The 25,950-nt window shown below is 70.5% G+C and carries 30 protein-coding genes and 1 riboswitch; of the genes, 15 read left to right on the top strand and 15 right to left on the bottom strand.

Annotated features, from left to right (window positions below; all coding sequences use genetic code 11):
• Positions 1-6: 6 nt before the first annotated feature.
• From thiC to thiE, 7 genes are all read right to left on the bottom strand, one after another.
• A complete protein-coding gene (gene thiC / locus H4Q84_RS19205) occupies positions 7-1,698 on the bottom strand; it encodes a phosphomethylpyrimidine synthase ThiC (protein ID WP_248580675.1) in 1,692 nt (563 codons plus the stop codon).
• A complete protein-coding gene (gene thiD, locus H4Q84_RS19200; protein WP_248580674.1) occupies positions 1,695-2,522 on the bottom strand; it encodes a bifunctional hydroxymethylpyrimidine kinase/phosphomethylpyrimidine kinase in 828 nt (275 codons plus the stop codon). Before thiD ends, thiC begins: the two co-directional genes overlap by 4 nt.
• Positions 2,519-3,085 carry a thiamine phosphate synthase gene (locus H4Q84_RS19195; RefSeq protein WP_248580673.1) on the bottom strand — a complete coding sequence of 189 codons (567 nt, stop codon included), beginning with the start codon at positions 3,083-3,085 and terminating at the stop codon, positions 2,519-2,521. Before H4Q84_RS19195 ends, thiD begins: the two co-directional genes overlap by 4 nt.
• Positions 3,085-3,840: a thiazole synthase gene (locus tag H4Q84_RS19190; protein ID WP_248580672.1), complete on the bottom strand. Its 756-nt coding sequence runs from the start codon at positions 3,838-3,840 to the stop codon at positions 3,085-3,087. The genes H4Q84_RS19195 and H4Q84_RS19190 overlap by 1 nt, the downstream gene beginning before the upstream one ends.
• Positions 3,837-4,034, bottom strand: coding sequence for a sulfur carrier protein ThiS (gene thiS / locus H4Q84_RS19185; RefSeq protein ID WP_248580671.1), 198 nt, complete (start codon positions 4,032-4,034; stop codon positions 3,837-3,839). The genes H4Q84_RS19190 and thiS overlap by 4 nt, the downstream gene beginning before the upstream one ends.
• Positions 4,031-5,017 (bottom strand): FAD-dependent oxidoreductase, encoded by a 987-nt coding sequence (locus tag H4Q84_RS19180; protein WP_248580670.1) that lies wholly within the window; start codon positions 5,015-5,017, stop codon positions 4,031-4,033. The genes thiS and H4Q84_RS19180 overlap by 4 nt, the downstream gene beginning before the upstream one ends.
• A complete protein-coding gene (gene thiE / locus H4Q84_RS19175) occupies positions 5,017-5,607 on the bottom strand; it encodes a thiamine phosphate synthase (protein ID WP_248580669.1) in 591 nt (196 codons plus the stop codon). Before thiE ends, H4Q84_RS19180 begins: the two co-directional genes overlap by 1 nt.
• A riboswitch (TPP riboswitch) is annotated at positions 5,601-5,710 on the bottom strand. (Overlaps the previous gene by 7 nt.)
• A 124-nt stretch (positions 5,711-5,834) precedes the next feature.
• Between thiE and H4Q84_RS19170 the strand changes: the two genes are divergently transcribed.
• The 6 genes from H4Q84_RS19170 (at position 5,835) to H4Q84_RS19145 (ending at position 9,618) form a co-directional block, all read left to right on the top strand.
• Positions 5,835-6,074, top strand: coding sequence for a hypothetical protein (locus H4Q84_RS19170; RefSeq protein WP_248580668.1), 240 nt, complete (start codon positions 5,835-5,837; stop codon positions 6,072-6,074).
• Between the two features lie 66 nt (positions 6,075-6,140).
• Entirely contained in the window at positions 6,141-6,368 is a 228-nt protein-coding gene (locus tag H4Q84_RS19165) for a hypothetical protein (RefSeq protein ID WP_248580667.1), read from the top strand.
• The gene (frdA, locus tag H4Q84_RS19160; protein ID WP_248580666.1) at positions 6,361-8,115 is read left to right on the top strand and encodes a fumarate reductase (quinol) flavoprotein subunit; all 1,755 of its coding nucleotides are present in this window, start codon (positions 6,361-6,363) and stop codon (positions 8,113-8,115) included. The genes H4Q84_RS19165 and frdA overlap by 8 nt, the downstream gene beginning before the upstream one ends.
• A 2-nt stretch (positions 8,116-8,117) precedes the next feature.
• Positions 8,118-8,867, top strand: coding sequence for a succinate dehydrogenase/fumarate reductase iron-sulfur subunit (locus H4Q84_RS19155; protein ID WP_248580665.1), 750 nt, complete (start codon positions 8,118-8,120; stop codon positions 8,865-8,867).
• Positions 8,864-9,274 carry a fumarate reductase subunit C gene (locus H4Q84_RS19150; protein ID WP_248580664.1) on the top strand — a complete coding sequence of 137 codons (411 nt, stop codon included), beginning with the start codon at positions 8,864-8,866 and terminating at the stop codon, positions 9,272-9,274. The genes H4Q84_RS19155 and H4Q84_RS19150 overlap by 4 nt, the downstream gene beginning before the upstream one ends.
• Positions 9,271-9,618, top strand: coding sequence for a fumarate reductase subunit D (locus H4Q84_RS19145; protein ID WP_248580663.1), 348 nt, complete (start codon positions 9,271-9,273; stop codon positions 9,616-9,618). Before H4Q84_RS19150 ends, H4Q84_RS19145 begins: the two co-directional genes overlap by 4 nt.
• A gap of 1 nt (position 9,619) precedes the next feature.
• Here the strand turns inward: H4Q84_RS19145 and H4Q84_RS19140 are convergent, their stop codons facing one another.
• Positions 9,620-12,007, bottom strand: coding sequence for a bifunctional salicylyl-CoA 5-hydroxylase/oxidoreductase (locus tag H4Q84_RS19140; RefSeq protein WP_248580662.1), 2,388 nt, complete (start codon positions 12,005-12,007; stop codon positions 9,620-9,622).
• A gap of 57 nt (positions 12,008-12,064) precedes the next feature.
• On the opposite strand from H4Q84_RS19140, the gene H4Q84_RS19135 reads away from it, so the two are divergent.
• Genes H4Q84_RS19135 through H4Q84_RS19120 form a run of 4 tightly spaced genes read left to right on the top strand, consistent with a single transcriptional unit; the run spans position 12,065 to position 15,205 of the window.
• Entirely contained in the window at positions 12,065-13,225 is a 1,161-nt protein-coding gene (locus H4Q84_RS19135) for an acyl-CoA dehydrogenase family protein (RefSeq protein ID WP_248580661.1), read from the top strand.
• Positions 13,222-14,061: an enoyl-CoA hydratase family protein gene (locus H4Q84_RS19130; protein ID WP_248580660.1), complete on the top strand. Its 840-nt coding sequence runs from the start codon at positions 13,222-13,224 to the stop codon at positions 14,059-14,061. Before H4Q84_RS19135 ends, H4Q84_RS19130 begins: the two co-directional genes overlap by 4 nt.
• Positions 14,058-14,810 carry an SDR family NAD(P)-dependent oxidoreductase gene (locus tag H4Q84_RS19125; protein WP_248580659.1) on the top strand — a complete coding sequence of 251 codons (753 nt, stop codon included), beginning with the start codon at positions 14,058-14,060 and terminating at the stop codon, positions 14,808-14,810. Before H4Q84_RS19130 ends, H4Q84_RS19125 begins: the two co-directional genes overlap by 4 nt.
• On the top strand, positions 14,807-15,205 hold the full coding sequence (locus tag H4Q84_RS19120) for a RidA family protein (protein WP_248580658.1): 399 nt from the start codon (positions 14,807-14,809) through the stop codon (positions 15,203-15,205). The genes H4Q84_RS19125 and H4Q84_RS19120 overlap by 4 nt, the downstream gene beginning before the upstream one ends.
• Positions 15,206-15,214: 9 nt before the next feature.
• On the opposite strand, the gene H4Q84_RS19115 is transcribed toward H4Q84_RS19120, so the two are convergent.
• Together H4Q84_RS19115 and H4Q84_RS19110 are read right to left on the bottom strand one after the other, a co-directional pair.
• Entirely contained in the window at positions 15,215-16,015 is an 801-nt protein-coding gene (locus H4Q84_RS19115) for a PaaX family transcriptional regulator C-terminal domain-containing protein (protein WP_248580657.1), read from the bottom strand.
• 3 nt (positions 16,016-16,018) lie between these two features.
• A complete protein-coding gene (locus H4Q84_RS19110) occupies positions 16,019-17,611 on the bottom strand; it encodes an AMP-binding protein (RefSeq protein ID WP_248580656.1) in 1,593 nt (530 codons plus the stop codon).
• 169 nt (positions 17,612-17,780) lie between these two features.
• On the opposite strand from H4Q84_RS19110, the gene H4Q84_RS19105 reads away from it, so the two are divergent.
• Complete coding sequence (locus H4Q84_RS19105; protein WP_248580655.1) at positions 17,781-19,484, top strand: fumarate hydratase; 1,704 nt, start codon at positions 17,781-17,783, stop codon at positions 19,482-19,484.
• A gap of 81 nt (positions 19,485-19,565) precedes the next feature.
• Here H4Q84_RS19105 and H4Q84_RS19100 read toward each other — a convergent pair whose 3' ends face one another.
• Complete coding sequence (locus H4Q84_RS19100; protein ID WP_248580654.1) at positions 19,566-20,504, bottom strand: DUF559 domain-containing protein; 939 nt, start codon at positions 20,502-20,504, stop codon at positions 19,566-19,568.
• A gap of 207 nt (positions 20,505-20,711) precedes the next feature.
• Between H4Q84_RS19100 and H4Q84_RS19095 the strand changes: the two genes are divergently transcribed.
• A complete protein-coding gene (locus H4Q84_RS19095) occupies positions 20,712-21,005 on the top strand; it encodes a zf-TFIIB domain-containing protein (RefSeq protein ID WP_248580653.1) in 294 nt (97 codons plus the stop codon).
• Positions 21,006-21,049: 44 nt separating this feature from the next.
• Entirely contained in the window at positions 21,050-21,742 is a 693-nt protein-coding gene (locus H4Q84_RS19090; RefSeq protein ID WP_248580652.1) for a hypothetical protein, read from the top strand.
• Here the strand turns inward: H4Q84_RS19090 and H4Q84_RS19085 are convergent.
• Positions 21,721-22,239 carry an SRPBCC domain-containing protein gene (locus H4Q84_RS19085; protein WP_248580651.1) on the bottom strand — a complete coding sequence of 173 codons (519 nt, stop codon included), beginning with the start codon at positions 22,237-22,239 and terminating at the stop codon, positions 21,721-21,723. The genes H4Q84_RS19090 and H4Q84_RS19085 overlap by 22 nt on opposite strands.
• On the bottom strand, positions 22,236-22,592 hold the full coding sequence (locus H4Q84_RS19080; protein WP_248580650.1) for a metalloregulator ArsR/SmtB family transcription factor: 357 nt from the start codon (positions 22,590-22,592) through the stop codon (positions 22,236-22,238). The genes H4Q84_RS19085 and H4Q84_RS19080 overlap by 4 nt, the downstream gene beginning before the upstream one ends.
• Before the next feature lie 80 nt (positions 22,593-22,672).
• On the opposite strand from H4Q84_RS19080, the gene H4Q84_RS19075 reads away from it, so the two are divergent.
• Positions 22,673-24,025 carry a class II fumarate hydratase gene (locus H4Q84_RS19075; RefSeq protein ID WP_248583688.1) on the top strand — a complete coding sequence of 451 codons (1,353 nt, stop codon included), beginning with the start codon at positions 22,673-22,675 and terminating at the stop codon, positions 24,023-24,025.
• The gene (locus H4Q84_RS19070; RefSeq protein ID WP_248580649.1) at positions 24,022-24,729 is read left to right on the top strand and encodes a class I SAM-dependent methyltransferase; all 708 of its coding nucleotides are present in this window, start codon (positions 24,022-24,024) and stop codon (positions 24,727-24,729) included. Before H4Q84_RS19075 ends, H4Q84_RS19070 begins: the two co-directional genes overlap by 4 nt.
• Here the strand turns inward: H4Q84_RS19070 and H4Q84_RS19065 are convergent.
• A complete protein-coding gene (locus H4Q84_RS19065; protein ID WP_248580648.1) occupies positions 24,707-25,342 on the bottom strand; it encodes a class I SAM-dependent methyltransferase in 636 nt (211 codons plus the stop codon). The two genes, H4Q84_RS19070 and H4Q84_RS19065, sit on opposite strands and share 23 nt — an antisense overlap.
• Positions 25,335-25,820 (bottom strand): diadenosine tetraphosphate hydrolase, encoded by a 486-nt coding sequence (locus H4Q84_RS19060; protein ID WP_248580647.1) that lies wholly within the window; start codon positions 25,818-25,820, stop codon positions 25,335-25,337. The genes H4Q84_RS19065 and H4Q84_RS19060 overlap by 8 nt, the downstream gene beginning before the upstream one ends.
• Positions 25,821-25,950 lie beyond the last annotated feature (130 nt).

The following is a 25,950-nucleotide window of genomic DNA, read 5'->3' as shown; positions in this document are numbered from 1 at the left end:
CCCCGATCAGGCCTGACCGGTCTGGACGTACACCGTGCCGCCGAGCTCGAGGAACTCCTCGGACTTCTCCTTCATGCCCTTGGCCGGGTCGAGGCCGAAGCGGTCCCGGACGTCCTGGCTGATCTTCATCGAGCAGAACTTCGGGCCGCACATCGAGCAGAAGTGCGCCGTCTTCGCGCCCTCCGCCGGCAGCGTCTCGTCGTGGAACGACTCGGCCGTGTGCGGGTCGAGCGACAGGGCGAACTGGTCACGCCACCGAAACTCGAACCGGGCCTTCGAGAGGGCGTCGTCCCAGTCGCGCGCACCCGGGTGGCCCTTGGCGATGTCAGCGGCGTGCGCGCTCAGCTTGTAGGTGATGACGCCGGTCTTCACGTCGTCGCGGTTGGGCAGACCGAGGTGCTCCTTGGGGGTGACGTAGCAGAGCATCGCGGTGCCGTGCATCGCGATCGTGGCGGCACCGATGGCGCTGGTGATGTGGTCGTAGCCGGGCGCGATGTCGGTGACCAGCGGGCCGAGGGTGTAGAAGGGCGCCCCGTGGCACCACTCCTGCTGGAGGGCGACGTTCTCCTCGACCATGTCGAGCGGCACGTGCCCCGGCCCCTCCACCATCACCTGTACGTCGTGGCGCCAGGCCCGTTCGGTGAGCTCGGCCAGCGTGCGCAGCTCCGAGAACTGGGCCTCGTCGTTGGCGTCGGCCGTCGATCCGGGCCGCAGGCCGTCGCCGAGGCTGAACGACACGTCGTACGCCGCGAAGATCTCGCAGAGCTCGTCGAAGTGCGTGTAGAGGAAGTTCTCCTCGTGATGGGCCAGGCACCAGCCGGCCATGATCGCGCCGCCGCGGCTGACGATGCCGGTGACGCGCTGGGCGGTGAGCGGCACGTAGCGCAGCAGCACGCCCGCGTGGACGGTCATGTAGTCGACGCCCTGCTCGCACTGCTCGATCACGGTGTCGCGGAAGATCTCCCAGGTCAGCTTGTCGGCGTCGCCGTCGACCTTCTCGAGGGCCTGGTAGATCGGCACCGTGCCGATCGGCACCGGCGAGTTGCGCACGATCCATTCGCGCGTGGTGTGGATGTCGTCACCGGTCGACAGGTCCATGACCGTGTCGGCGCCCCACGTCACCGCCCAGGTCATCTTGTCGACCTCCTCGGCAATGCTCGAGGTGACCGCACTGTTGCCGATGTTGGCGTTGACCTTCACCAGGAAGCGGCGACCGATGATCATCGGCTCGGCCTCCGGGTGGTTGAGGTTGACGGGGATGATGGCCCGTCCGGCCGCCACCTCGCTGCGCACCAGCTCGACGTCGCAGCCCTCGCGCAGTGCGACGAACTCCATCTCGGGGGTGACCTTGCCGCGGCGGGCGTAGTGCATCTGCGTGACCGCCTGGCCACCGATGGCGCGGCGCGGGCTCCGTCGCTCGCCGCGCCACTCCTCCTGCGCTGCCCCGCGTCGTACGGCGGAGCGGCCGTTGTCGATCAGCTGCCCTTCGCGGCCGCCGTACTCCTCGGTGTCGCCGCGCCCCGCGATCCAGTCGGCGCGCAGCGGTGGCAGGCCGACCTCCGGGTCCGAGCCGGGCCCCTCGGTCGTGTAGCGGTCGAACGTCTCGCCGTTCGTGAGTGCGACGCGGGTGCGTGGCACCTGGATGTCGGGGCTGTTGCCTTCGACGAGCAGGCGGGTGTGGGCGGGGTGGACGGTCATGGTGCTTCTCCTTCTGTTGGGGATTGGATGTGCGCGACGGGCCCTCGACCACGGCCGAGGGTCCAGGTCCGGGAGGTGTGCAGCTGCCGGGTCGTGTACGCCGCGGCACGGCGTACGCACTCGGGGATCGGGTGGCCGCCGGCCAGCGCGGCGGCGAGGGCAGCGCTGAAGGTGCAGCCGGTGCCGTGGTCGTTGGTGGTCTCGACGGCCAGGTGTGGCAGCGGAACCGGCTCGAGACCGGGCAGGGCCACCCAGTCGGTGCAGGCTGCGATGTCGCTGCCGCCGCCGGTGAGCACGACTGCCGGGCCCAGCTCGGCCAGTCGACGGGAGAGAGCAGCCGGCGTGTCGTCGACACCGAGCAGTGCTCGCGCCTCGTCGATGTTGGGCGTGATGACCGTGGCGACCGGCAGCAGGTGGTCGAGGTAGGCGCGGATCACCTCGTCGTCGCCGAGGACCGCCCCGCTGGTGGCCACCAGCACCGGGTCGACGACCAGACCGGGTCGTCCGCCTGAGACCGGGTCAGAGCCCGGTGTGAGGCGGACGAGCCGGTCGGCGACGAGGCGGACGACGTCGGCTGTACCGAGCATGCCCGTCTTGACCACGGCGACCGGCAGGTCGTCGAGCACGGCATCGATCTGGGCCTCGACCACCTCGTACGGCACCGGGTGCACCGCGCGCACGCCGGTGGTGTCCTGCGCGGTCACCGCCGTGACGACGCAGGCGCCGTGCACCCCGTGGGCGGCGAACGTCGCCAGGTCGGCGGCGATGCCCGCGGCACCTCCGGAGTCGGTGCCGGCGATCGTGAGCCCGACAGCAGGGTTCATGGCGTCAACTCGGCCAGCAGCTCGGTGACCGTCGAGGCCGGGTCGGCGGCCCGCATCACGGCGCCCATCACGGCAACGCCGTAGGCACCGTGGGAGATTGCCTCCGCGGCGTTGGACGCGTCGATGCCGCCGAGTGCGAACACGTTGATGGGGTGGCCGGCGAGGTCGCTCGGGTCGAGCAGCGGTCCGTAGCCGGGCTTGCTCGTGCTCGCGGCGTAAGGCGAGAGGGTGGCGTACGCCGCGCCTTCGCCCGCCGCCCGGGCGACCTCCGCCGCGGTGTGGCACGACCGGCCCGCAGGACCACCGAACGCCGCCTGCCCGGCTGCCAGGTGGACCAGATCGGCGGCCGGGTCTGGGATCCGCGACGAGACCACGAGCAGCCCGGGCACCGTGGCCAGCTCGGCCACGAGTGCGTGCCGCGCCACCGGGTCGAGGTCGTGCTCGCGTACGACGACCGCCTCGAGCCCCGCGCCCACACACTCACGCACCGTGCGTACCAGGGCGCGGCCGAGCCGTAGCTGGGCCCGGTCGGTCAGCACGAGCAGGCGCGGCAGATCGGTCATCAGATCCGTCCCGCCATCGGGCTCGACGCCCGCGCCACGGACCGACGCGGGATCCGGCCGGCACTGCGGGCGACGGACCCCGCCTCCACGGCGAGCCGCAGGGCGCGCGCCATGAGCACCGGATCGTCCGCCCGCGTGATGGCGCTGGCTGCGAGCACCGCGCTGCATCCCAGCTCCATGGCCAGCGCGACGTCACTCGCGGTGCCCACACCGGCGTCGAGCACCACGGGCACGTCGACGGCGGCGACGACCGCTTCGATCGCGTAGGGATTGAGCACGCCGAGCCCGGAGCCGATCGGCGACCCCAGCGGCATCACGGCCGCGCAGCCCACGTCGGCCAGCCGACGAGCAAGCACCGGGTCGTCGGTCGTGTACGGAAGCACGACGAAGCCGTCGCCCACCAGGTCCTCAGCGGCTGACAACAGCTCGACGGCATCAGGCATCAGGCTGCGCTCGTCGCCGATCACCTCGAGCTTCACCCAGTCGGTGCCGAGCGCCTCTCGTGCGAGCCGGGCAGTGAGCACCGCGTCACGAGCGGACAGACACCCGGCTGTGTTGGGCAGTATTCGCACACCGCGCGCGGCCAGACCGGCGAGCATGCCGCCGTCGCGGGTCGACGACACCCGCCGGACGCTCACTGTCACCAACCCCGGCTCGGCCGCGTCGAGCACCGGGCCGAGCAGCGAGAGCTGGGGCAGCCCACCCGTGCCGAGCCACAGCGGGGACAGCGCGACGCCCGAGATCACGATGCTCATCCGCCCTGCACCGCCGTGACGATCTCGACCCGGTCACCGTCGACCAGCGGCCGGTCGTGGTCGCGCGCCGGGACCACGTCGCCGTTGACCGCCACGGCATGGCCGCGCGGGTCCGGGAGCAGGTCACGGATGGTGACCGGTTCGTCGGCCTGGCGGCTGACTCCGTTGACGACGAGGTTGATGACGGGATTCACAGGTGCCTCCGTGGGTCGAGGGCCGGCTCGACGTGGCCGGACTCCAGGTGGTCGGCGATCAGCCGGGCGGTCAGGGGCGCCAGCAGCACGCCGTGCCGGAAATGACCGGCGGCCAGCAGAACGCCGGGCTCGTGGGTGGGGCCGACGAGCGGCAGGTTGTCGGCCGTGCCCGGCCGGTCCCGGGCGAGCGCCTCGACGAGCTCCGCACGCTCGAGCTCGGGCAACAGGGTCCGGGCGGCGCCCAGGAGGCGCAGCACACCTCCGAGCGTGACGACCGGGTCGCCGTCGTGCTCTTCGCTCGTCGCGCCGATCACCACCTCTCCGCCGTCGCGGGGCACGACGTACACGGGCTCGCCCTGCACCCAGCCGCGCACCACGCGCTCCGGCGGATCCTCGGTGCGAGCACGCAGGATCTCGCCGCGCACACCCCGCACCAGCCGGGAGTACGGCGTGGGCAGGCGCGTCCCGGTGGCCAGCACGGTGACGTCGGCGGTGGTGGCCTCCGGCTGCACGGGCACCCGGCTGAGCAACGCCGCAACCACTGCTCTGGGATCGACGCTCAGGTCGTCGGCCAGCAGCGCTCCCCCGACAACGCGGGCGGAGAGGCGAGGCTCGCGATCGCGAAGGTCACGCGAGGTCAGCCTCGTCGCGTCGGCGCCGAGGCCTTGCAGCAACGAGACCTGGCGCTCCACCAGTTGCACGTCACCGGCGTCGTGGCCGACCAGCAGGCTGCCGCCACAGCGCAACGGCACACCGAGGCGTTCAGCGAGTGTCGGCCACAGCGCAAGGCTGCGCATCCCGAACCCGAGCAGTGCCTCCTCGCCGTGCCACACCTCGGCAGCCGGGCTGAGCATCCCCGCGGCGGCGTACGACGCTCCACGCCCGGGCGCCGGGTCGACGACCTGCACGTCGTGGCCGCGCCGAAGCAGCTCGTCGGCGCACGCCAGGCCGATGATCCCGGCGCCGCGCACCAGCACCCGCATCAGGCGACCGCCGCGACGAGCTCCTTCGCTGCCTGCACTGGGTCGGGTTGTCGCCAGATCGCACCGATGACTGCGATGCCGTGGGCGCCGGCTGCCCGGGCCTCGGCGGCTCGCCGGACGTCGAGGCCACCGATGGCGATCAACGGCAGGCCGCCTGCGGCTTCGGCGATCGCGTCCGTGCCGAGCGGGTCGGGCAGGCCGGCCTTGCTGGCGCTCGCGAACACCGGCCCGAAACCTGCGTACGACGCTCCGTCGACGGCCGCGCGCCGTACCTGCTCTGCGTTGCGGCAGGTGCCACCCACGAGCAGTCCGGGCGCAATCCGGCGGGCATCGGCGACCGGCAGGTCGGTGGCGCCGAGGTGCACTCCGTCGGCGCCGGCGGCCAGCGCGATGTCGAGGCGGTCGTTGACGACGACGACGGCGCCCGCCGGACGCGCGGCCGCGATCACACGTTCGGTCAGGTCGAGCACGCAGGTCGCCGGTAGCGCCTTTGCCCTGATCTGGAAGCCGTCGACTCCCACCTCGGCAAGACGTGGCAGCAGTGCCAGCGCATCGGTGATGTCGACCAGGCAGAAGAGACGGGGAATCATCGGAACTCACTTCCTTCGCCGGCATGACCCGGATCAGGTACGACGGTCGGAGCGGTTCCAGCTCCCTCTCAGCCCGCTTCCGCGGACTCCCGTGTGGACGTGGCTGACCGTAGCAGAGACGGACCCGGGCGCACGGTGGATCGCCGCCCAGCTGTGGAAGGGCCGACGAAAGACGCGTGGGTAGCGCTGGTTCGGACCATCGAGGGGTCCTCGACTCGAGGACAATCATGGATGCCGGACAGTCGCTCATCAGCGCGGCCCGGGCGGGGGCCGACCTCGCCGAGCGCGAAGGACGGGCCACGACCCAGTCGTCGGGCCTCAAGACCCACGGCAGGTGGGCCTACGAGCGCGCCGGCCCCGCGACGTACACCTGGACCAGCCCGCCCGACCCACCAGAACGTCGAACAGCCTCTGGTCACGTCGGCAAGGTCGCTGCTCAGCCTCGCTGGTTCAGTGGCGCTGGTTGAGGCGTCCGTCCCCGCCCTCTTCCCAATCGGGGCCGAAGGGAGGAATCTGGGATCCGGAGGTAGGTCATGACGTCAACCCTCACCCGCTTCGAGCCCCGGCTCGCGCCCTGCGGGAGCCAGGCCGACGGCGAGCAAGTCGTGACCGAGGACCTGCAGGGGCTCATCACCCGCGACCTCCGGTTCTCCTGCGGCTGCCAGACCCACCACGAGGAGTACCACGACGGGAGCGTCCACAACCAGGTCGTCAACCACCGCGGCCGAGTCCTCGTGGACGAGGAGCTGCGGGGTGAGTGACGGCCCGATCGTCGCTGCACACGACGTACTGCTCGTCGGCGGCGGGGCAGCCGGGTTGCGCGCCGCCATCGCGATTGCGGAGGCGGACCTCGGTCTCGACGTGGCCGTCGTGTCGAAGGTCTACCCGATGCGCAGCCACACCGTGTCCGCCGAGGGCGGCGCCGCTGGCGTCATCGCCGAGGGCGACACCATCGAGGAGCACATCTACGACACGATCTCCGGCGGCGACTGGCTGGGCGACCAGGACGCGATCGACGCGTTCGTCAACGAGGCTCCGCGCGAGCTGCTCCAGCTCGAGCACTGGGGCTGCCCGTGGAGTCGCCAGCCTGACGGCCACATCGCCGTCCGCGCGTTCGGCGGCATGAAGAAGAAGCGCACCTGGTTCGCCGCCGACAAGACCGGCTTCCACATGCTGCACACGCTGTTCCAGACGTCGCTGAAGCACCGCGAGGTCAAGCGGTACGACGAGTGGTTCGTGACCCGGCTGCTGGTCGACGACGGGCGGGTGCACGGGGTGGTGGCCGTCGAGCTGCGCACCGGCCGAATCCAGGCGATCACGGCCAAGTCCGTCGTCCTGGCCACCGGCGGCTGCGGGAAGGTGTTCCCCTTCACGACCAACGCCAACATCAACACCGGCGACGGCATGGCCCTGGCATACCGTGCCGGCGCACCGTTGAAGGACATGGAGTTCGTCCAGTACCACCCCACCGGGCTCCCGTTCACCGGGATCCTGATCACCGAGGCCACCCGGGCCGAAGGAGCGTGGCTGGTCAACAAGGACGGCTACCGCTACCTGCAGGACTACGACCTCGGGAAGCCGACGCCCGAGCCCGAGATGCGGAGCATGGAGCTCGGGCCTCGCGACCGCCTGTCGCAGGCCTTCGTGCACGAGGAGGAGGAGGGGCGCACCGTCGAGACGCCGTACGGCAACGTCGTGTACCTCGACCTCCGGCACCTCGGCGCCGACCTGATCGACACCAAGCTGCCGTTCGTCCGCGAGCTGTGCCTCAAGTACGAACGCATCGATCCCGTGACCGACCTGATCCCGGTGCGGCCGGTCGTCCACTACATGATGGGCGGGGTCCACACCGACATCGACGGCGCCACCCCGCTCGCTGGCCTGTACGCCGCGGGCGAGACCGCGTGCGTCAGCATCAACGGCGCCAACCGGCTCGGCTCCAACTCGCTGCCCGAGTGCCTCGTGTTCGGCGCGCGGGCGGGACGCGCCGCGGCCGAGTACGCCGCGACCGCACCCGCGCCGCCGGCGGTGATCGCGGCCCAGGCGGCCGACGAGGTGCGCCGCATCGAACGCGACCTGCTCGGCAACGTCCCCCGCGACGACGGCGTGGCAGCCATCCGCGAAGAAATGCAGACCACGATGGAGGACGCCGCCGGGATCTACCGCAACGGCCCGGCCATGGAGAAGGGGATCGACGGCCTACGGGCGCTGCAGGAGCGGGGCGCCCGGGTCGGCGTACGCGACTCGAGCCGGACGTTCAACACCGAGCTGGTCGCCGCACTGGAGCTGACCAACCTGCTCGACGTCGCCGAGTGCATGCTCGTTTCCGGGCTGCAGCGAGAGGAGTCCCGCGGTGCCCACCAGCGCACCGACTTCCCCGATCGCGACGACGAACGGTTCCTCGCGCACCAGCTGGTGCACCGCGAGTCCGACGGCGCCGTACGGGTGGAGACGCTGCCGGTGACGATCACGAGGTGGCCACCGGGCGAACGGGTCTACGGGAGGTAGTGATGGCTGACGACAAGATCACGATGGAGGTGGCCAGGTACCGGCCCGACAAGGACACGAAACCCGGCTGGCAGGAGTACGACGTACCCCTGCGCACCGAGTGGACCGTGCTGGACGGGCTCAACCACGTGAAGGACGAGATCGACACGACCCTCGCCTTCCGGTGGTCGTGCCGGATGGGCATCTGCGGAAGCTGCGGGATGAACGTCAACGGCGAGCCGCGGCTGACGTGCGGCACGTTCCTCAGCGACTACGCGCCCGGGCCGGTCCGGGTGGAGCCGCTCGCGAACTTCCCGGTGGTGCGCGACCTCGTGGTCGACATCGACGACTTCATGGAGAAGCTGCCCCGGGTCAAGCCGTGGATCATCCGCGACGAGGAGCAGTCGGTCGACGACGGCGAGTACCTCCAGACGCCCGAGGAGCTCGACGCGTACAAGCAGTTCAGCATGTGCATCAACTGCATGCTGTGCTACTCCGCGTGCCCGGTCTACGGGCTCGACCCCACGTTCGTCGGACCGGCCGCGATCGCGCTGGCCGAGCGCTACGACCTCGACTCCCGCGACCAGGGTGCCCGGGAGCGGCTCGACGTGCTCATCGAGCACGAAGGCGTCTACGGCTGCACCTTCGTCGGCGAGTGCACGCGGGTCTGTCCCAAGCACGTCGACCCGGCCGGCGCCATCCAGCGCTACAAGCTCAAGACGGCGCAGGAGTCCGTGAAGGCGTTCCTTCTCCCCCGAGCGCTGCGGCGATGACTCCCCCGACCACTCCGCCCGACACCGACCTGACCTACCGACGGCCGATCCCCGTGCTGTGGTGGGTCCGCAAGCGCAGCTACTTCCTGTTCGTGATGCGCGAGCTGAGCAGCATCTTCATCGCCTGGCTCGTCCTCTACCTGCTGCTGTTCGTCCGCGCCGTCGGCCGCGGTGAAGCGGCGTACGACGACTTCCTCGACTGGGCGGCCTCGCCCGTGCTCGTCGTGCTGAACGTGGTGGCCCTCGCGTTCGTGGTCCTGCACACGATCACCTGGTTCTCGCTGACACCTCAGGCCATGGTGGTCAGCCTGGGCGGGCGTCGGTTGCCCGCGGCGGCGATCATCGGCGCGCAGTACGCCGGGTTGGGCGCGGTGTCCGCGTTCGTGGTCTGGCTGGTGATGCGATGAAGTTCCGGATCGAACCCTTCCTCTGGCTGGCGTTCAGCGGCGGCGGGGTGATGGCCGCGCTCTTCCTGCCGGCCCTCGCGTTCCTGTTCGCCCTCGCCTTCCCGCTGGGCTGGATCGACCCGCCCGACCACGACCACCTGGCCGCCGTGGTGGCGCACCCGATCACGTTCCTGGTCCTGTTCGGTGTGTTCGTGATGATGCTGATCCACGCAGCACACCGGTTCCGCTTCACGCTGTACGACGGACTGCAGGTCAAGCACCGGGGGCTTGTGGCGGCGGTGTGCTACGGGGGTGCGCTCGTCGGGGCGTTCGCGGCGTTCCACTTCCTCGGCAGCGCGACCTGACCTAAGGGGTGTCTCCTGGTCGCCACCGGCGGTGACGCGTGCCCGCGTCGCCCTCGCGGATCAGCTGCAGCCGTGGGCGCGGTCCGTCGCTGCGGCCGGTCTGCGGTTTGCGCCGACCGGGTCGCCACGGCAGCGGCCACGGAGCTCCGGGTCCGTCGTAGTCCTGATCGACCGCGGCATGCAGCGTCCAGGACGGGTCGTATAGGTGCGCCCGGCCGATCGCGCAGAGGTCGGCCCGGCCCGCCATCAGGATCGAGTTCACGTCGTCGTACGACGAGATGACGCCGACCGCGATCGTGGGGACCCCGAGCCGGTTGCGGATCGCGTCGGCGTACGGCGTCTGGTAGGACCGCCCGAACTGCGGCCGCTCGCGCGCGGTGACCTGTCCGGTGGAGACGTCGATGGCGGCGGCTCCGGCCGCGACGAACGCCTCGGCGACCCGCAGCGCGTCGTCGAGGGTCTGTCCGTCGTCGACCCAGTCGGTCGCCGAGATGCGCACCGTCATCGGCCGGTCGGCCGGCCACCCGGCACGGATCGCGGTGAACACCTCGAGCGGGAACTTCAGCCGCCCGTGGACATCGCCGCCGTACTCGTCGGTGCGTCGGTTCGTGACCGGCGACAGGAAGGCAGACAGCAGGTAGCCGTGGGCGCAGTGCAGCTCGAGCAGGTCGAAGCCGGCCTCGGCTCCCCGCCGGGCGGACTCGACGAACTCGTCGCGGATGGTGTCCATCTCGGCGCGAGTCAGCTCGCGCGGCACCTGGTTGACGCCGTCGCGGTAGGCCACCGGGGAAGGGGCGACGACCTCCCAGTTGTCGTCGTCGAGGGGCTGGTCGATGCCCTCCCACATCAGCTTGGTGGAGCCTTTGCCGCCCGAGTGGCCTAGCTGGAGCCCGATCTTCGCGGCGGAGTTGGTGTGCACGAAGTCGGTGACCCGGCGCCACGACGTCTGCTGCTCGTCGTCCCAGAGTCCCGCGCAGCCTGGGGTGATGCGCCCGTCGGGCGACACGCAGACCATCTCGGTCATGACGAGCCCAGCACCGCCGAGCGCCTTGCCACCGAGGTGGACGAGGTGGAAGTCGGACGGCAACCCGTCGTCGGCGACGTACATGTCCATCGGTGACACTACGACACGGTTGACGAGGTCGAGGGTGCCGAGGCGGGCGGGCTGGAACATCGGCGGGCAAGGGTCGGTGCTGCCCACGCTGTCGGCGTACCACTCGTCGCAGCGGGCCACGAACTCCGGATCGCGCAGGCGCAAATTGTCGTAGGTGACCCGGCGGCTGCGAGTCATGATGTTGAAGGCGAACTGCAGGGGCTCCTGGTGGACGTACTGCCCGAGGTTCTCGAACCACTCCAGGCTGGCCTGCGCAGCGCGCTGGGTGGAGAGGACGACCGCCTTGCGCTCCGTCTCGTACGTCGCCAGGGCGGCGCCGAGGTCGCCATTCCCGTCCGGCACAGCCTCGTGCAGGCAGGCGGCCAGGGCCAGCGCGTCCTCCATCGCGAGCTTGGTGCCGGAGCCGATGGAGAAGTGCGCGGTGTGTGCGGCGTCGCCGAGGATGACGACGTTGTCGCGCACCCAGCGCTCGTTGCGGACCGTGGTGAAGCTGATCCAGCGCGAGTTGTTGGCCTTCACCTCGTGCCCGTCGAGCACGTCGGCGAAGAGCTCGCGGATGCGCGCGATCGACTGCTCGTCGGACTCCCCCGGCGACCAGCTGCGGTCGGCGAAGTCGGCGAACCCGGCCTTCTCCCAGACCGCCGACGTCATCTCGACGATGAACGTGCTGCCGGTGGCGTCGTACGGGTAGCCGTGGATCTGCATCACGCCGTACGGCGTCTGGGCGACGTAGAACTTGAACGCGTCGAACACCTTGTCGGTGCCGAGCCAGATGTACCGGCAGTCGCGCACCTCCAGGGTCGGCTCGAACGTGTCGGCGTACCTGGTGCGTACGGCGGAGCCGAGCCCGTCGCACGCCACGACCAGGTCGTGCGTGCTTTCCAGGTCGTCGACGTCGGGCGACTCGGTGCGGAAGTGGATGGTGACGCCGAGCTCGAGGCAGCGCGCCTGGAGGATCTCCAGCAGCCGCTTGCGCGACATCGCCGCGAAGCCGTGGCCGCCGCTGGTGACGACCTCGCCCTTGAAGTGCACGTCGATGTCGTCCCAGACCGCGAACTCGTGCTGCATCTGCGCATAGATGTGCGGGTCGGCGTGCTCGATGCCGCCCAGTGTCTCGTCGCTGAAGACGACGCCGAAGCCGAAGGTGTCGTCGGCGGCGTTGCGCTCCCAGACGGTGATCTCGTGAGGCTCACGCCCCGACTGCTGGGAGAGCTGCTGGGCCAACGCACTGAAGTAGAGCCCGCCGGGCCCGCCACCGATCACCGCGATCCGCATGGGCTCAACATATTGCGTTCTTGACGGAAGTTGTCAAGGCGCAATACCGTCGCTGGCATGAGTGGCCTCACCGGGGAGCAGCAGCAGTACGTCGACCGGATCCGCGCCGTCGCCACCGATCACCTCGTCTCCGTGCCGGCGGTGCACGGCGCCGTCAACCGGCCGCTGCTCGAGCTGCTGGGCGACCACGGCCTGCTCCGCGGCCTCTTCGGCGGTGCGCCCGACGAGGCGCCGCGCGACGCCGCCGCACTCCAGCTCTGTCTCCTCCGCGAGACCCTGGCGACGATCACGACCGAGGCCGAGACCGCCCTCGCGCTACAGGGGCTGGGCAGCTACCCGCTCCTACAGTCCGGCTCGCCGGAGGTCGTCGAGCGGTGGATCCCCGGCGTCGTGGCCGGCACCACTGTGGCCGCGTTCGCCCTCTCCGAGCCCGGTGCCGGGTCAGATGCCGCCGCACTAGCGCTGAGAGCCACGCCCGACGGCGACGGCTGGCGGCTGCACGGCGAGAAGACCTGGATCTCCAACGCGCCCGACGCCGACGTCTACACCGTCTTCGCCCGCACGACCGAGGCAGCGCGGGCCCGCGGCGTCACCGCGTTCGTCGTGGCCGGCGACGCCGAGGGACTGTCCGGCGAGCGCCTCGACATGGTCGCTCCGCACGCGATCGGCCGGCTGGTGTTCGACGGCGTCCGGGTCGGTCCCGAGGACGTGCTCGGCGAGGTCGACCGTGGCTTCGCGGTGGCCATGCGCACGCTCGACCTGTTCCGGCCCAGCGTCGGCGCCTTCGCCGTCGGCATGGCGCAGGCCGCCCTCGACGCGTCGCTGGACTGGGCGCTCACCCGCGAGGTGTACGGCGACCTGCTGATCCGCCAGCAGTCCGTCGAGCACACCCTGGCCGAGATGGCCACCCGCACCCAGGCGAGCCGGCTGCTCGTGCGCGCTGCCGCGACAACGTACGACAGTGGGGCGCCGGCCGCCGAGATCACGCAGAGCGCCGCGATGGCGAAGCTGTTCGCCACCGAGTCGGCGCAGTGGGTGGTCGACCAGGCAGTGCAGCTGCACGGCGCGCGTGGGCTGCAGCAGGGCCACCTGCTCGAACGGCTCTATCGTGAGGTCCGGGCGCCGCGCATCTACGAGGGCGCCTCCGAGGTGCAGCGCACGATCATCGGCCGTGGTCTGGTGCGTGCCCGACAGGCCGAACAGGAGGGCCAGCAGTGACCCGCAGCCGAGCCAACTATCGAGGCAGCGTCCCGATCACCCACGACTGGCAGCACTTCCGCTTCTCCGTATCCGACCGGGTCGCGACGGTGACCCTCGACCGGCCCGAGAAGATGAACCCACTCACCTTCGAGTCGTACGCCGACCTGCGCGACCTGCTGCACGAGCTCCCCCACCGTGGCGACACCGACGTGCTCGTGATCCGCGGTGAGGGCCGCGGCTTCTGCGGCGGCGGTGACGTCAACGAGATCATCGGCGAGCTGCTCAAGATGGACCCGCGCGACCTGATCGGGTTCACCCGGATGACCGGTGACGTCATCAAGGCGATGCGCGAGTGCCCGATCCCGATCGTCACGGGCATCCAGGGCATCGCCGCCGGCGCCGGGTCGGTCATCGCGATCGCCAGCGACTTCCGAGTCTGCTCGACCTCGGCCCGCTTCGCGTTCCTCTTCACGAAGGTCGGGCTGTCGGGCGGCGACATGGGGGCGGCGTACCTCCTCCCCCGGCTCGTCGGCGCCGGCCGGGCCACCGAGCTGCTGATGCTGGGCGACACCATCGACGCCGAGACGGCCGACCGCTACGGACTCGTGTCGCAGCTGGTGGCCGACGACGGGCTCGACGAAGCCGTCGAGGCGCTCGCGCGGCGCCTGGCTGACGGCCCGACGCTGGCGTTCGCGCAGACCAAGTCGCTCATCACCCGCGAGCTGGACATGCCGCTCGGTGCCGCGATGGAGCTCGACGCGATGACGCAGGCGCTGCTGATGACGACCAGCGACCACGCCGAGTTCCACGCCGCCTTCAACGCGAAGCGCCCGCCCGAGTGGACGGGTCGATGAGCCAGGTCGCCATGGTCACCGGCGCCTCGCAGGGCATCGGCCGGGCGTGCGCCGAGGCGCTCTCCGCGGCCGGCTATCGGGTTGCCCTGGTCTCCCGGTCCGAGGCGACACTGCGCGAGGTGGCCGACGTACTGCCTGGTGAGTCGCTCGTCCTGCCGACCGACGTGACCTCAGCCGAGCAGCTGGACGCCGCGTTCTCAGCCGTCGAGTCGGCGTGGGGCCCGGTGGAGGTGCTGGTCGTCAACGCGGGTGCGGCGATGTCGGCCCCCCTCGTGAAGACCTCCGACGACGACTGGCAGCGGATCCTCGACCTCAACCTCACGGCGCCGTTCCGGTGCCTGCGTCGCGCCCTGCCGTCGATGACGTCCGCCGGACGCGGACGGGTGGTCGTCATCGCGTCGACCGCAGGCAAGCACGGCGGCGCCCGCACCGCGGCGTACACCGCCAGCAAGCACGGTGTCCTAGGCCTGGTCCGGTCGGCTGCGGCCGAGGTCGCCCGCACCGGCGTGACCGTCAACGCCGTGTGCCCGGGCTACGTCGACACCCCGATGACCGACGAGTCGGTTGCCCACATCGCGTCGGGCACCGGACGGAGTCCAGAAGACGCGCGCTCGATCCTCGCCAATATGCAGCCGATCGGGCGCCTCGTCGACCCCGCCGAGGTCGCGTCGGCCGTGATGCTCTGCGTCGAGAACGGCGCGATCAACGGACAGGGCCTCAACGTCGACGGCGGGGCGGTCCAGTCATGAAGCGCGTCAACCCTGCCTCGCTCGCCGCCCCATCGGGCTTCTCGCATGCCGTGGTCGCCACCGGCACGACCGTCTTCCTCGCCGGCCAGACCGGGATGGATGCCTCCGGCGCGATCGTCCCGGGCGGCGTGGTGGCGCAGTTCGAGCAGGCGCTCAGCAACCTGCTCACCGCACTCGGCGAAGCCGGGGGCACCCCCGCCGACCTGACCTCGTTGACGATCTACATCGTCGACATGGACGATTACCGCGCCCAGGCCCGCGCCATCGGCCGCGTCTGGAAGTGGCTGATCGGCAGCGAGTACCCCGCCATGGCCGGCATCGGGGTCTCGCGCCTCTGGGACCACGACGCCGTGGTCGAGGTGCAGGGGTTGGCTGTGCTCAAGACTCAGGCGTAGGCCGGGACGTCATCCGTGCACGACCCCGTGCGCATGCGTGTGCGCGCCCTCGCGAAGCCGCGCGTCCAGCCCGGCGAACAGATCACCCGCCTCGATGCCCGGCCAGTCGGCGGGCAGGTGCTCGAGGGGCAGCCCCGGGTCGAGGTAGGGCAGCCGGCGCCAGGCGGTGAGCATCGGGACGTACGTCGCGAACGCCTGTGGCGGCGTGAGCCGGATGCGCTTCCGGAACGCCGGCCGCCACGCGTCGCAGAAGTCGGCGTACAGCGCGGTGAGGGCATCGAGGTCCCACCACTCCCCCATCCGCGCGGAGACGTCGCCTGCGCCGAGGTAGTCACCGCGGAAGAACTCGGTGTAGGCCGTGAGGCCGGCGCGCTCGAGCGCGCGCACGGCTCCGTCGTACGCCGTGGCGGGGGCGACCCAGACGCCGGGCGCGACGGTGCCGAAGCCGAGGCCGGCGAGCAGGGAGCGCAGCGCGTGACGGCGTTCGCGCTCGGACTCCGGGACAGAGAAGACCAGCACCAGCCAGCCGTCGGCGGCCGTGGCGCGCGGCCGGCTCCAGATGCGCTGGTCGCCCTCATGCAGCACTTCGAGCGAGCCGGGCGAGAGCAGGTAGCCCGCCTGGCCGTCGCGGCGCGACGGCTCGAGCACCTCGCGCCGCTTGAGGCGTGACACCGACGACCGGACCGCGGCGGAGTCGACGTCGAGGTCGCCCATCAGCGCGACGAGCGAGGCCACCGACAGCCAGTCGCCGTCCTCGCGCGCGTAGAGGCCGTAGAGCGACAGGATCAGCTGCCGCGGAAGAGTCTCCATGGGTCAGACATCTTCCCGCAGCCGGAACCGCTGGAGCTTGCCGGTCGCCGTACGCGGCAGGGCGTCGACGAACTCGACGGCCCGGGGATACTTGTACGGCGCGATCGCGGCCTTCACGAAGTCCTGCAGCTCGTGCGCCTTCGCCGCGTCGCCGGTGGCCGCGTCGGCGAGCACGACGTAGGCCTTGACCAGGGAGCCGCGGGCCTCGTCGGGCACCCCGACCACCGCGCACTCCGCGACCTCCGGGTGCTTGAGCAGCGCCTCCTCGACCTCCGGGGCGGCGATGTTGTAGCCCGACGAGACGATCATGTCGTCGCTGCGTGCCTGGTAGAAGAAGTAGCCGGCCTCGTCGCGGACGAAGGTGTCACCCGTGATGTTCCAGCCGTTCTGCACGTACACCCGTTGCCGTGGGTCGTCGAGGTAGCGACACCCGGTGGGGCCCTTCACCGCCAGCCGCCCCGGCACACCCGGAGCCGCCTCGTCACCGAGCTCGTCGAGCACGGTCGCGACGTAGCCCGGCACCGCGCGGCCCGTCGACCCGGGCACGATGTCGTCGCCCGCGGCCGAGACGAAGATGTGCAGCATCTCGGTGGCCCCGATGCCGTCGATGATGCGCACGCCGGTCGCCTCGAGGAATGCCTGCCACGTGACGGCGGGCAGGTGCTCCCCCGCCGAGACGGCGGTCTTCAGCGACGGCAGCGTGGCGCCCGCGGCGAGCATCGCCTTGTACGCCGTCGGCGCGGTGAAGCAGGTGGTCACCCCGAACTCGTCGATGATCGCGGCCAGCTCGACGGGCGTCGCCTTCTCGACCAGCACCGTCGAGGCGCCCGCGTGCAGCGGGAACAACAGCACCCCGCCCAGCCCGAACGTGAACGCGAACGGCGGCGTGCCGGTGAACACGTCGTCGGGTGATGGACGCAGCACGTGTCGGGAGAAGGTGCTGCAGACCGCGAGTACGTCGCGGTGGAAGTGCATGGTCGCCTTCGGGCAGCCGGTGGTGCCGGACGTGAACGCGAGCAGTGCGACGTCGTCGGAGGAGGTGGCGACGTCATCGTGGGTGAGCGGCTTGTCGGTCATCAGCTCGGCCAGCTCGGAGTCGTCTCCGAAGGCCACCACCCGCACGCCGAGGCCCCCGGTCCCTTCGAGGAACCGCTCGTCGACCAGCGCCAGGTCGAGCCGGGCGATGTCGTGGATGGTGTCCAGCTCACCGGCACGAAGCAACGGCATCGTGGTGACGGCGACGCCGCCCGCCTTGAGGACGCCGAACCAGCACGCGGTCAGCCACGGGTTGTTGGGCCCGCGCAGCAGCACGCGGTTGCCGGGTACGACGCCGAGGTCGTCGACCAGCGCGTGTGCGATCCGGTTGGCAGCGGCCAGCAGGTCGCCGTACGTCCAGGTGGTCGCGCCCGGTGAGTGCAGGCACGGCCGGTCGGCGCCGTGCTCGGCGATGACGTCGTCGAGCAGCGCCGTCGCGCAGTTGAGCCGGTCGGGGCAGTGCAGCTCTGGCAGGTCGAAGGTCAGCTCCGGCCACTGTTCGGCCGGCGGCAGGTGGTCGCGACAGAACGTGTCGGCATGGGCAGACGGCAGCAGCTCCATACCGGCAACGTATGGTCCGTATCCAACGACCGTCAAGAGTGCGACATACGACGGATCAGGCAGTGCACGGTCGATGATCCGTCAACGGCGAAACCTCCGGGCGGAGTTGTCAGCTTTCGCCCGGGCCGAGCAGGCGGTCCCTCGCGAGCCCGGCGTACGCTCTTGGGCCGTGAGCACCCAGCCCGAGTTCCGCTACTCCGACCTCCTGCCGATCGGCGCCGACGACACGCCGTACCGGCTCCTCACGACCGACGGCGTCTCGACCTTCGAGGCCGACGGGCAGACGTTCCTCAAGGTCCACCGCGAGGCGATCCGGCTGCTGACGGCGGAGGCGATGCACGACATCAGCCATTACCTGCGGCCGGCGCACCTGGCCCAGCTGCGCAAGATCATCGACGACCCGGAGTCGTCGGGCAACGACCGATTCGTCGCGCTCGACCTGCTCAAGAACGTCAACATCTCCGCCGGTGGCGTGCTGCCGATGTGCCAGGACACCGGCACCGCGATCGTGATGGGCAAGAAGTCCGAAGGCGTGCTCACGGGTGTCGACGACGGCGAGGCGATCAGCCAGGGCGTGTACGACGCGTACACGAAGCTCAACCTGCGCTACTCGCAGCTCGCGCCGCTGACGACGTACGACGAGAAGAACACCGGCACCAACCTGCCCGCGCAGATCGAGCTCTACTCCACTCCCCAGACCAGTGGGAAACCGGAGTACAAGTTCCTCTTCATGGCCAAGGGCGGCGGCTCGGCCAACAAGTCGTTCCTCTTCCAGGAGACCAAGGCGGTGCTGAACCCCGAGCGGCTGCTGACGTTCCTCGACGAGAAGATCCGCTCGCTCGGCACGGCCGCGTGTCCGCCGTACCACCTGGCTGTGGTCATCGGCGGCACGTCGGCGGAGTTCGCGCTGAAGACCGCGAAGTACGCCTCGGCGCACTACCTCGACAACCTGCCGACCGAGGGCTCGATGAGTGCGCACGGCTTCCGCGACGTCGAGCTGGAGGAGAAGGTCTTCGAGCTGACGCAGTCGTTCGGGATCGGCGCGCAGTTCGGTGGCAAGTACTTCTGCCACGACGTGCGGGTCGTGCGACTCCCCCGGCACGGCGCCTCGTGCCCGGTAGCCATCGCGGTCAGCTGCTCGGCCGACCGGCAGGCGCTCGGCAAGATCACGCCCGAGGGTGTCTTCCTCGAGCAGCTCGAGACCGACCCAGCGCAGTACATGCCCGACGCCGGCATTGCCCACGACATCGCCGGCGGCGCGGTAGTGGAGATCGACCTCAACCAGCCGATGGCCGACATCCTGACCGAGCTGCGCAAGCACCCGGTGAAGACCCGGCTCTCGCTGACCGGCCCGCTGGTCGTCGCGCGCGACATCGCGCACGCCAAGATCAAGGAGCGGCTCGACTCGGGCGACGAGATGCCGTCGTACCTCAAGGACCACCCGGTCTACTACGCCGGTCCGGCGAAGACTCCCGAGGGCATGCCGTCGGGCTCGTTCGGCCCGACGACGGCCGGCCGGATGGACTCGTACGTCGACCAGTTCCAGGCCGCCGGGGGCTCGATGGTGATGCTGGCCAAGGGCAACCGGAGCAAGCAGGTCACCGAGGCGTGTGACGCGCACGGCGGCTTCTACCTCGGCTCGATCGGCGGACCGGCCGCGCGCCTCGCGCAGGACTGCATCAGGTCGGTGTCGGTGCTGGAGTACGAAGAGCTCGGCATGGAAGCCGTCTGGAAGATCGAGGTGGAGGACTTTCCGGCGTTCATCGTCGTCGACGACAAGGGCAACGACTTCTTCACCGACCCGGGCGGTGCCGTGACCGTGCCGCTGAGCTCTTTGAAGGCGGCCGGGATCCGGCTGCGGTCGACGCAGTGAGCGGGCTGTTCCCCCCTCGGGACGTCATACGGACGGAGCCTCCGGCGGCACCATCCGTATGACGTCGCGAGGGGGCTCGGGTCACGCGGCGCCGGTCAGCCCGCCGGCGCGGAGCGCGGCCGCGATCTGAGCGAAGAACTCGTCGGGCTGCAGTCTGAGCCCGAGCAGCGGGAGCCTGAGGACGGTGTTACCGGCCAGGACGAGAGAGTTCTGGCGCAGCGCATCGCCCACGACGTTCTCCGCCCAGGTGTGGTGGATGCCGTCGATCTCGACGACCAGACCGAACGCTGGCCAGTAGAGGTCCAGGTAGTAGCGACGACGGGCATCTCGCCGCAGCACCTGACGCTCGGGTGGCGGCAGACCGCGGCGCCTGAGCTCGGCGGCCACGTCGAGCTCGCCGAGGGCACGCCCACCGTCGAGGAGGTCGTTGACCACGACGTGCAACAGCGCCCGGCGCTTGTCGCGCCGGATGCGCAGCAGCTCGGTGCCGATCGCCGACGGCGAGGCGAGTCCCTGTTGCACGACGAGCGTCAGCAGGTACGTCGCCTGCCGGTCGGTGAGCGCCCACAACCCCGCTCTCACGGCTGCGACAGGGACGCGGGTCCGGGGTATCCCGAACGGGACGACATCGTCCGCCGACCAGCGGCGTGTCTGGCGGATGTCGTAGCGCCGGTTGCGTCGTACCCTCGCGCCCCGCGGCACGCTCACTCGAATCCGCTCGTGATCGAACCGCTCGAGTCCGCTCGCCACGAGGGCCGCTACGCCGTCGAGGCAGGCGCGCGGCCCGCCCTGGAACACCGCCGCCCACCGGTGGCCCTCCTCGTCGAGCACGTGGTTGTGTAGGCACACGGCCTGGTCCCCGACGAGCTGCCATCGACGCGCCCGCACCTGGCCACGGATCTCCCAGCGGGTGATGCCGATGCCGTAGAGCTGGCGCCGGGACGCCACCTGTCCCTGCATCCCGGCCAGCTCCTGCGCACCTCGGAAGCGAGCATCGGTGTGATCGTGCGGCCAGGCCATGCGCCCACCGTCGCCCGACGCCCCGCCGGGTCGCAACCGCCGATCCCCGTGCTGTGGACAACGCCTCCCGGGACGTCATACGGACGGAGCTTCCGGCGGCACCATCCGTATGACGTTGCGGGAGGCTGAGCACGGCGCGGAAGGTCGAGCACGGGAACCTGTCCTGACTTCGCGTCGTTGGACCGGGAAACCCCAGGAGGACATCTGATGCAGTGCCCGACCGACGGCACCACCCTGACCATGAGCGAGCGCAGCGGGATCGAGATCGACTACTGCCCGCAGTGCCGCGGCGTCTGGCTCGACCGCGGTGAGCTCGACAAGATCATCGAGCGCTCGATGGGTCAGGCACCGGCCCCGGCCGCGCCCGCGGCACCAGCTGCTCCGGCCTACGAGCAGGAGCGCGACACACGGCGCCACCAGGAGGACCGGCGCTACGCCGACCCGTACCAGCAGCCGTACCGCAAGAAGAAGGAGAGCTGGCTCAGCGAGATCTTCGACTGAGCCCGCCCTCGGGCAGCGACCCCCGGCGCAAGTAGCGTCGGGGCATGCCCACTGAGTACGCCGAGGTCGCGCGCGCCGAGTCGGAGCGCGGTGAGCTCGTGCTGCGCTCGCGCCGCGAGGACGACGGTCCCGAGGTCCTGGAGCTGCGGGCCAACGGCGTCTTCGTGATGGACACCGCCGAGACCACCAGCGAGGTGGCAATCGCGACGGCCGCGCTGAAGCTGGTGATCAACCCGCGCGACGTGCTCGTCGGAGGCCTCGGCCTGGGCTTCACGCTCCAGGCCGTGCTCACCGACCTGCGCGTCGAGAGGTGCACGGTCGTCGAGATCGAGGAGGCGCTCGTCGGCTGGATGCGCGACGGCACCATCCGGCACGGCCAGCGCGTCCTCGCCGACGCCCGCGCCAACGTGGTCGTCGCCGACATCTCACTCGCGCTCGCGGAGGCCCGCGAGTCCTCGTACGACCTGGTGCTCCTGGACGTCGACAACGGTCCGGGCTACCTGGTGCACGACGCCAACGCCGCGATCTACGAGCCGCCGTTCCTGGGCCTGTTGCGTCGCATCGTGCGGCCCGGTGGCGCCGTGGTCATCTGGTCTGCGGCAGAGGAGCCCGGACTCGAGCGCAACCTCGGCGGGGTGTTCGACCACGTCGAGCCGCACTCCTACGCCGTCGACCTGCAGGGGCGCGAGGAGACCTACTGGCTGTATGTGGCCCGTCAGGAGAGCTCGGCGCGGTAGTAGGCGGCGAAGGCCGGGTAGTAGTCGTTGAAGTCGATGGCCGTGAGGTCTCCGCCCGTCTCGGCTGCCACCATCCGGTCGAGGTAGTAGTCCCAGCCCGGACCGACGCTCTCGGCCAGCGTCAGGTCGCAGACCTCCTGCGCAAACGTCAGCGTGGTGACGCCATCAGCTTCGTTGAGGTCGATCTGCCAGCTCCAGAGCTGGCTGTGGTCGTCGGGCCGCGCCGATCGCATCACCAGCCGGGTCGGCTCGCGGCACTCGTCGATCAGGACCTCCTCCTCGGGCGCGTCCTCGGCCTCGGCGGTCATCCGGAACGCGATCTCGCCGCTCGCCGGGTCGCCCGCCCAGGTGCCGATCCAGCGCACCAGGCGTTCCGGCTCGGTCACCGCCGCCCAGACGTCGGCGATCGGGGCGCTGAACGTGCGCTCGAACACGACGTACGGCGTGCCGTCACGGTCGTCGCGGCGGCCGGTGGCGCTCGGGGTGCTGGTGTTCATGCTGTCTCCTCGGTGTCCGTGGACTGGGGGCTGGATCGCTCGCGCACCGTGCGGCGGACCTCGAGGTCGAGCCCGTCGAGCGCCGACTCGTCGAACCGTGGTGCCGGATCAAGACCGGCCAGCCAGGTCGACACCGGGACCAGGCCGGACCGTTCGAGCCGGTAGTGCCGCTCGCGACCGTGGTCGACGGCGGTCACCAGCCCGGCGTCGCCGAGCACGCGGAGGTGGCGGCTGATCGCGGGCCGGCTGATGTCGTGACCGGCGGCGAGGTCGATCACCCGGACGGGTCCGCCCCTGAGCTTGCCCAGGATGTCGCGGCGCACCGGGTCGGCAATCGCGGCGAAGGCATCCATAGTTATTGGTAACTGATTTGTTACCAATATGTCAAGGTAACGTCGGGACGGTGAGCGACTTCCGCACCGAGCACGACAGCATGGGCGAGATCCAGGTGCCCGCCGCCGCCCTGTGGCGGGCCCAGACCCAGCGCGCTGTCGAGAATTTCCCGATCAGCGGCACCACCCAGGAGCCCGCGCTCATCCACGCCCTGGCCCGGGTGAAGGCGGCCGCCGCCAGGGTGAACGCCGACCTCGAGGTCATCAGCGCCGAGCAGGCCGCCGTCATCACCGACGGAGCCGCCGCGGTGGTCGCCGGCGAGCACGACGCGGAGTTCCCGCTCGACGTCTTCCAGACCGGGTCCGGCACGAGCACCAACATGAACATGAACGAGGTGCTGGCCTCGTTGGCCGCGCGCGCCGGCGCCGAGGTCCACCCCAATGACCACGTCAACGCCTCACAGTCCAGCAACGACACCTTTCCGACCGCGATCCACGTCGCTGCAACGCTCTCGGTGCGCGACGATCTGTTCCCCGCACTGTCGAGGTTGGAGTCGTCGCTGTCGGCAAAGGCCGATGAGTTCGCCGGGCTGGTGAAGTCCGGTCGCACGCACCTGATGGACGCCACCCCCGTGATGCTCGGGCAGGAGTTCGGTGGGTACGCCGCCACGGTCGGTTACGCGCGGGAGCGACTGGACGCCGTACTCCCCCGGGTGCGTGAGCTGCCGCTCGGCGGCACCGCCGTCGGCACCGGCATCAACACGCCGCCCGGCTTTGCCGCCGCCGTCATCGCGGCGCTCAACACCGACACCGGTGATGCCTTCACGGAGGCCCGCAACCACTTCGAGGCGCAGGGCTCGCGTGACTCGCTCGTCGAGCTCAGTGGGGTGCTGCGCACGATCGCGGTCGGCCTCACCAAGATCTGCAACGACCTGCGCTGGATGTCGTCGGGGCCGACGACCGGGCTGGCCGAGATCCACCTGCCCGACCTCCAGCCGGGGTCGAGCATCATGCCCGGCAAGGTCAACCCGGTGCTGCCCGAGGCGACGCTGATGGTCTGCGCGCAGGTCGTCGGCAATGACGCGACCGTGGCGTGGGCGGGCGCGGCCGGCAACTTCGAGCTCAACGTGATGATGCCGGTGCTGGCCCGCAACCTGCTCGAGTCGGTGCGCATCCTCGCCACCGCATCGACGCTGCTGGCCGAGCGCTGCGTCGACGGCATCACCGCCGACGCCGATCGGATGCGCACCTACGCCGAGTCGTCGCCGTCGGTCGTCACGCCGCTGAACAAGCTGATCGGCTACGAGGCGGCGGCCAAGATCGCCAAGCAGGCACTGAAGGACGGCGCGACCATTCGTGAGACGGTCATCGCGATGGAGTACATCGACCGAGGCGAGCTCACCGAAGCCCAGCTCGACGAGGCCCTCGACGTGGAAGGCATGACCCACCCATGAAGCTGAACGACCCCGCACACGTGCGCGAGCAGTATGCGACCGAGGCCAACCTGGAGACCCGCCGCTCGGTGTGGCACCCCACCGCCGACGGCCTCGACCCGGCCACCGAGGCGCTGCGGGCCATCGACCGCGCCCTTGTCGGCGACGCCGACATCCTCGAGATCGGCTGCGGCACCGGCGTGATGGCCGAGCAGATCCACGCACTGCCGGGCGTGACATTGATCGCGACCGACTTCTCGCAGCGCTTCGTCGAGCTCACCACGGCCCGCGGCGTCGACGCCCGCCAGGCCGACATCTGCTACCTGCCTTTCGATGACGCGTCCTTCGACGTCGTCTACGCCGGCTGGATGCTCTACCACGTGCGCGACCTGGAGCGAGCCCTCAACGAGGTCCGCCGGGTGCTGCGGCCGGGTGGCACGTTCGTCGCGGTCACCAACGGCAACGACCACCTTGCCGACCTGCGCGTCCAGGCGGGCGGCAGGCCGGAGGTCACCCAGTTCAGCAGCGAGACCGGCGAGTCCGTCCTGCGGCGCCGCTTCGGCGACGTACGCCGTCATGACCTGGAGACGCGCGCGGTCTTCCCCGACCACGCGACCGCGCAGGCCTACCTTGACTCGTGCGGCGAGGGTTTCGCGGGCAAGCTCCCGACCTTCGAGGGCGAGCGGGAGTACGCCGGCCACGTCACGGTTTTCGAGGCCCGCTGACCCGCCGGGCCAGCAGGTAGCCCGCAGGCCACCTCTCACCCTCGCGGGGCTGCCGCAACAGCCGCGCCGTCTCGACGATCCCGGTCTCGCGCAACAGGCCCGAGACCAGGTCGAGCGGCCGCCGGAACGCCGTCACGACCTTGTGGTCGAACGCCTCCGCCGCATCACCATCGATCGACTGGAACGCGATCAGGAGGTGCCCACCCGGCGCCAGCACGCGGCTGATCTCCTCGAACACGAGCGGGAGCCCCTCCGGTGGCGTGTGGATGGTGGAGTACCACGCCAGCGCCCCGTCGAGAGATCCGTCCGCGATGTCCAGCGCTTCCAGAGATCCTTCGTCGAAACGCAGCTGTGGGTGCCGCCTCCGTGCCGTGGCCACGAAGGCCGGTGCCAGATCGATGCCGAACGCGTCGAGCCCGTGGTCGTGCAGGTACGCCGTCCAGTGCCCGGGTCCGCAGCCGAGATCGGCCACCCGGCTGCCGGCGTCTGCGCGCACCAGCTCAGCGAACGCCGTGACCATCGCGCGGTCCACCGGATGCGCCACAGCCACGTCTCCGAACAGCTCCGTGTAGGCGTCGGCGAGCGCGTCGTACGACGCCCGGACGTCAGCCACGGCGGAGCGTCTGCTGACGGTCGATCTCCGCCGTGAGCTCGGCGCGGAGCTCGTCGTGCCGAGGGCCGAGGGTGGTATCTGGGCCGGCGTTGCCGGTCCAGTGGTGCAGCGCCTGCGGCCAGCCGATGATCTCCTCGGGCTCCCACTCGTAGCGTGGAGTCACGTGGGCGTGCAGGAAGGCGTCGGTGTTGCCCTGGATCTCGAGGTTGATCCGGCGGAACGCCGGGTCGCGGCGCCGGCACACCTCCGACACGGCGCGACCGAGGACGGCCATGTCCTCGAGGAAGACGATCTGCCGCTCGGGCGTCAGGTCGGTGAGCTGGTCGATGCCCGGGGTGTCGGTGAGCAGCACGCAGTAGCCCGGCAGGTGCTGTCGATCGCCGATGACCGCGAAGCCGGCGTCCAGCCGGCGCAGCACCGTCGGGTTGGTGCCCACCAGGGCGGAACCGATGCGGTCGGTCTTGTAGGCCTCGTCCATTCGTGTGTCCTCCAACGTCGGTGGCCCAGAAGCAGGCGATCCCCGCCGCACCCGGTGCTTCTCGGCCATCAAGCTGCAGTGATCCCCGGCTGACCGGGGATCACTGCAGAAATGAGACGGACCCCGAAAG

Origin of the sequence: Nocardioides sp. InS609-2, from assembly GCF_023208195.1 — a bacterium.
In the GTDB taxonomy this organism is placed as follows: domain Bacteria; phylum Actinomycetota; class Actinomycetes; order Propionibacteriales; family Nocardioidaceae; genus Nocardioides.
The sequence above is the reverse complement of the archived record's forward strand: the minus strand, read 5'-3'. Positions and strand labels throughout refer to the sequence as shown.

Bases quoted from the DNA above. Each gene is read 5' to 3' on its own strand.
- H4Q84_RS19085 (WP_248580651.1), bottom strand. From the start codon at position 22,239: ATGAACACCAGCACCCCGAGCGCCACCGGCCGCCGCGACGACCGTGAC.
- H4Q84_RS19075 (WP_248583688.1), top strand. From the start codon at position 22,673: ATGGGCGAGATCCAGGTGCCCGCCGCCGCCCTGTGGCGGGCCCAGACC.
- thiD (WP_248580674.1), bottom strand. From the start codon at position 2,522: ATGAACCCTGCTGTCGGGCTCACGATCGCCGGCACCGACTCCGGAGGT.
- H4Q84_RS19170 (WP_248580668.1), top strand. From the start codon at position 5,835: ATGGATGCCGGACAGTCGCTCATCAGCGCGGCCCGGGCGGGGGCCGAC.
- H4Q84_RS19120 (WP_248580658.1), top strand. From the start codon at position 14,807: ATGAAGCGCGTCAACCCTGCCTCGCTCGCCGCCCCATCGGGCTTCTCG.
- H4Q84_RS19070 (WP_248580649.1), top strand. From the start codon at position 24,022: ATGAAGCTGAACGACCCCGCACACGTGCGCGAGCAGTATGCGACCGAG.
- H4Q84_RS19090 (WP_248580652.1), top strand. From the start codon at position 21,050: ATGCCCACTGAGTACGCCGAGGTCGCGCGCGCCGAGTCGGAGCGCGGT.
- H4Q84_RS19100 (WP_248580654.1), bottom strand. From the start codon at position 20,504: ATGGCCTGGCCGCACGATCACACCGATGCTCGCTTCCGAGGTGCGCAG.
- H4Q84_RS19165 (WP_248580667.1), top strand. From the start codon at position 6,141: ATGACGTCAACCCTCACCCGCTTCGAGCCCCGGCTCGCGCCCTGCGGG.
- H4Q84_RS19190 (WP_248580672.1), bottom strand. From the start codon at position 3,840: ATGAGCATCGTGATCTCGGGCGTCGCGCTGTCCCCGCTGTGGCTCGGC.
- H4Q84_RS19080 (WP_248580650.1), bottom strand. From the start codon at position 22,592: ATGGATGCCTTCGCCGCGATTGCCGACCCGGTGCGCCGCGACATCCTG.
- thiC (WP_248580675.1), bottom strand. From the start codon at position 1,698: ATGACCGTCCACCCCGCCCACACCCGCCTGCTCGTCGAAGGCAACAGC.
- H4Q84_RS19060 (WP_248580647.1), bottom strand. From the start codon at position 25,820: ATGGACGAGGCCTACAAGACCGACCGCATCGGTTCCGCCCTGGTGGGC.
- thiE (WP_248580669.1), bottom strand. From the start codon at position 5,607: ATGATTCCCCGTCTCTTCTGCCTGGTCGACATCACCGATGCGCTGGCA.
- H4Q84_RS19095 (WP_248580653.1), top strand. From the start codon at position 20,712: ATGCAGTGCCCGACCGACGGCACCACCCTGACCATGAGCGAGCGCAGC.
- H4Q84_RS19115 (WP_248580657.1), bottom strand. From the start codon at position 16,015: ATGGAGACTCTTCCGCGGCAGCTGATCCTGTCGCTCTACGGCCTCTAC.
- H4Q84_RS19180 (WP_248580670.1), bottom strand. From the start codon at position 5,017: ATGCGGGTGCTGGTGCGCGGCGCCGGGATCATCGGCCTGGCGTGCGCC.
- H4Q84_RS19135 (WP_248580661.1), top strand. From the start codon at position 12,065: ATGAGTGGCCTCACCGGGGAGCAGCAGCAGTACGTCGACCGGATCCGC.
- H4Q84_RS19145 (WP_248580663.1), top strand. From the start codon at position 9,271: ATGAAGTTCCGGATCGAACCCTTCCTCTGGCTGGCGTTCAGCGGCGGC.
- H4Q84_RS19110 (WP_248580656.1), bottom strand. From the start codon at position 17,611: ATGGAGCTGCTGCCGTCTGCCCATGCCGACACGTTCTGTCGCGACCAC.
- H4Q84_RS19150 (WP_248580664.1), top strand. From the start codon at position 8,864: ATGACTCCCCCGACCACTCCGCCCGACACCGACCTGACCTACCGACGG.
- H4Q84_RS19155 (WP_248580665.1), top strand. From the start codon at position 8,118: ATGGCTGACGACAAGATCACGATGGAGGTGGCCAGGTACCGGCCCGAC.
- H4Q84_RS19195 (WP_248580673.1), bottom strand. From the start codon at position 3,085: ATGACCGATCTGCCGCGCCTGCTCGTGCTGACCGACCGGGCCCAGCTA.
- H4Q84_RS19125 (WP_248580659.1), top strand. From the start codon at position 14,058: ATGAGCCAGGTCGCCATGGTCACCGGCGCCTCGCAGGGCATCGGCCGG.
- H4Q84_RS19140 (WP_248580662.1), bottom strand. From the start codon at position 12,007: ATGCGGATCGCGGTGATCGGTGGCGGGCCCGGCGGGCTCTACTTCAGT.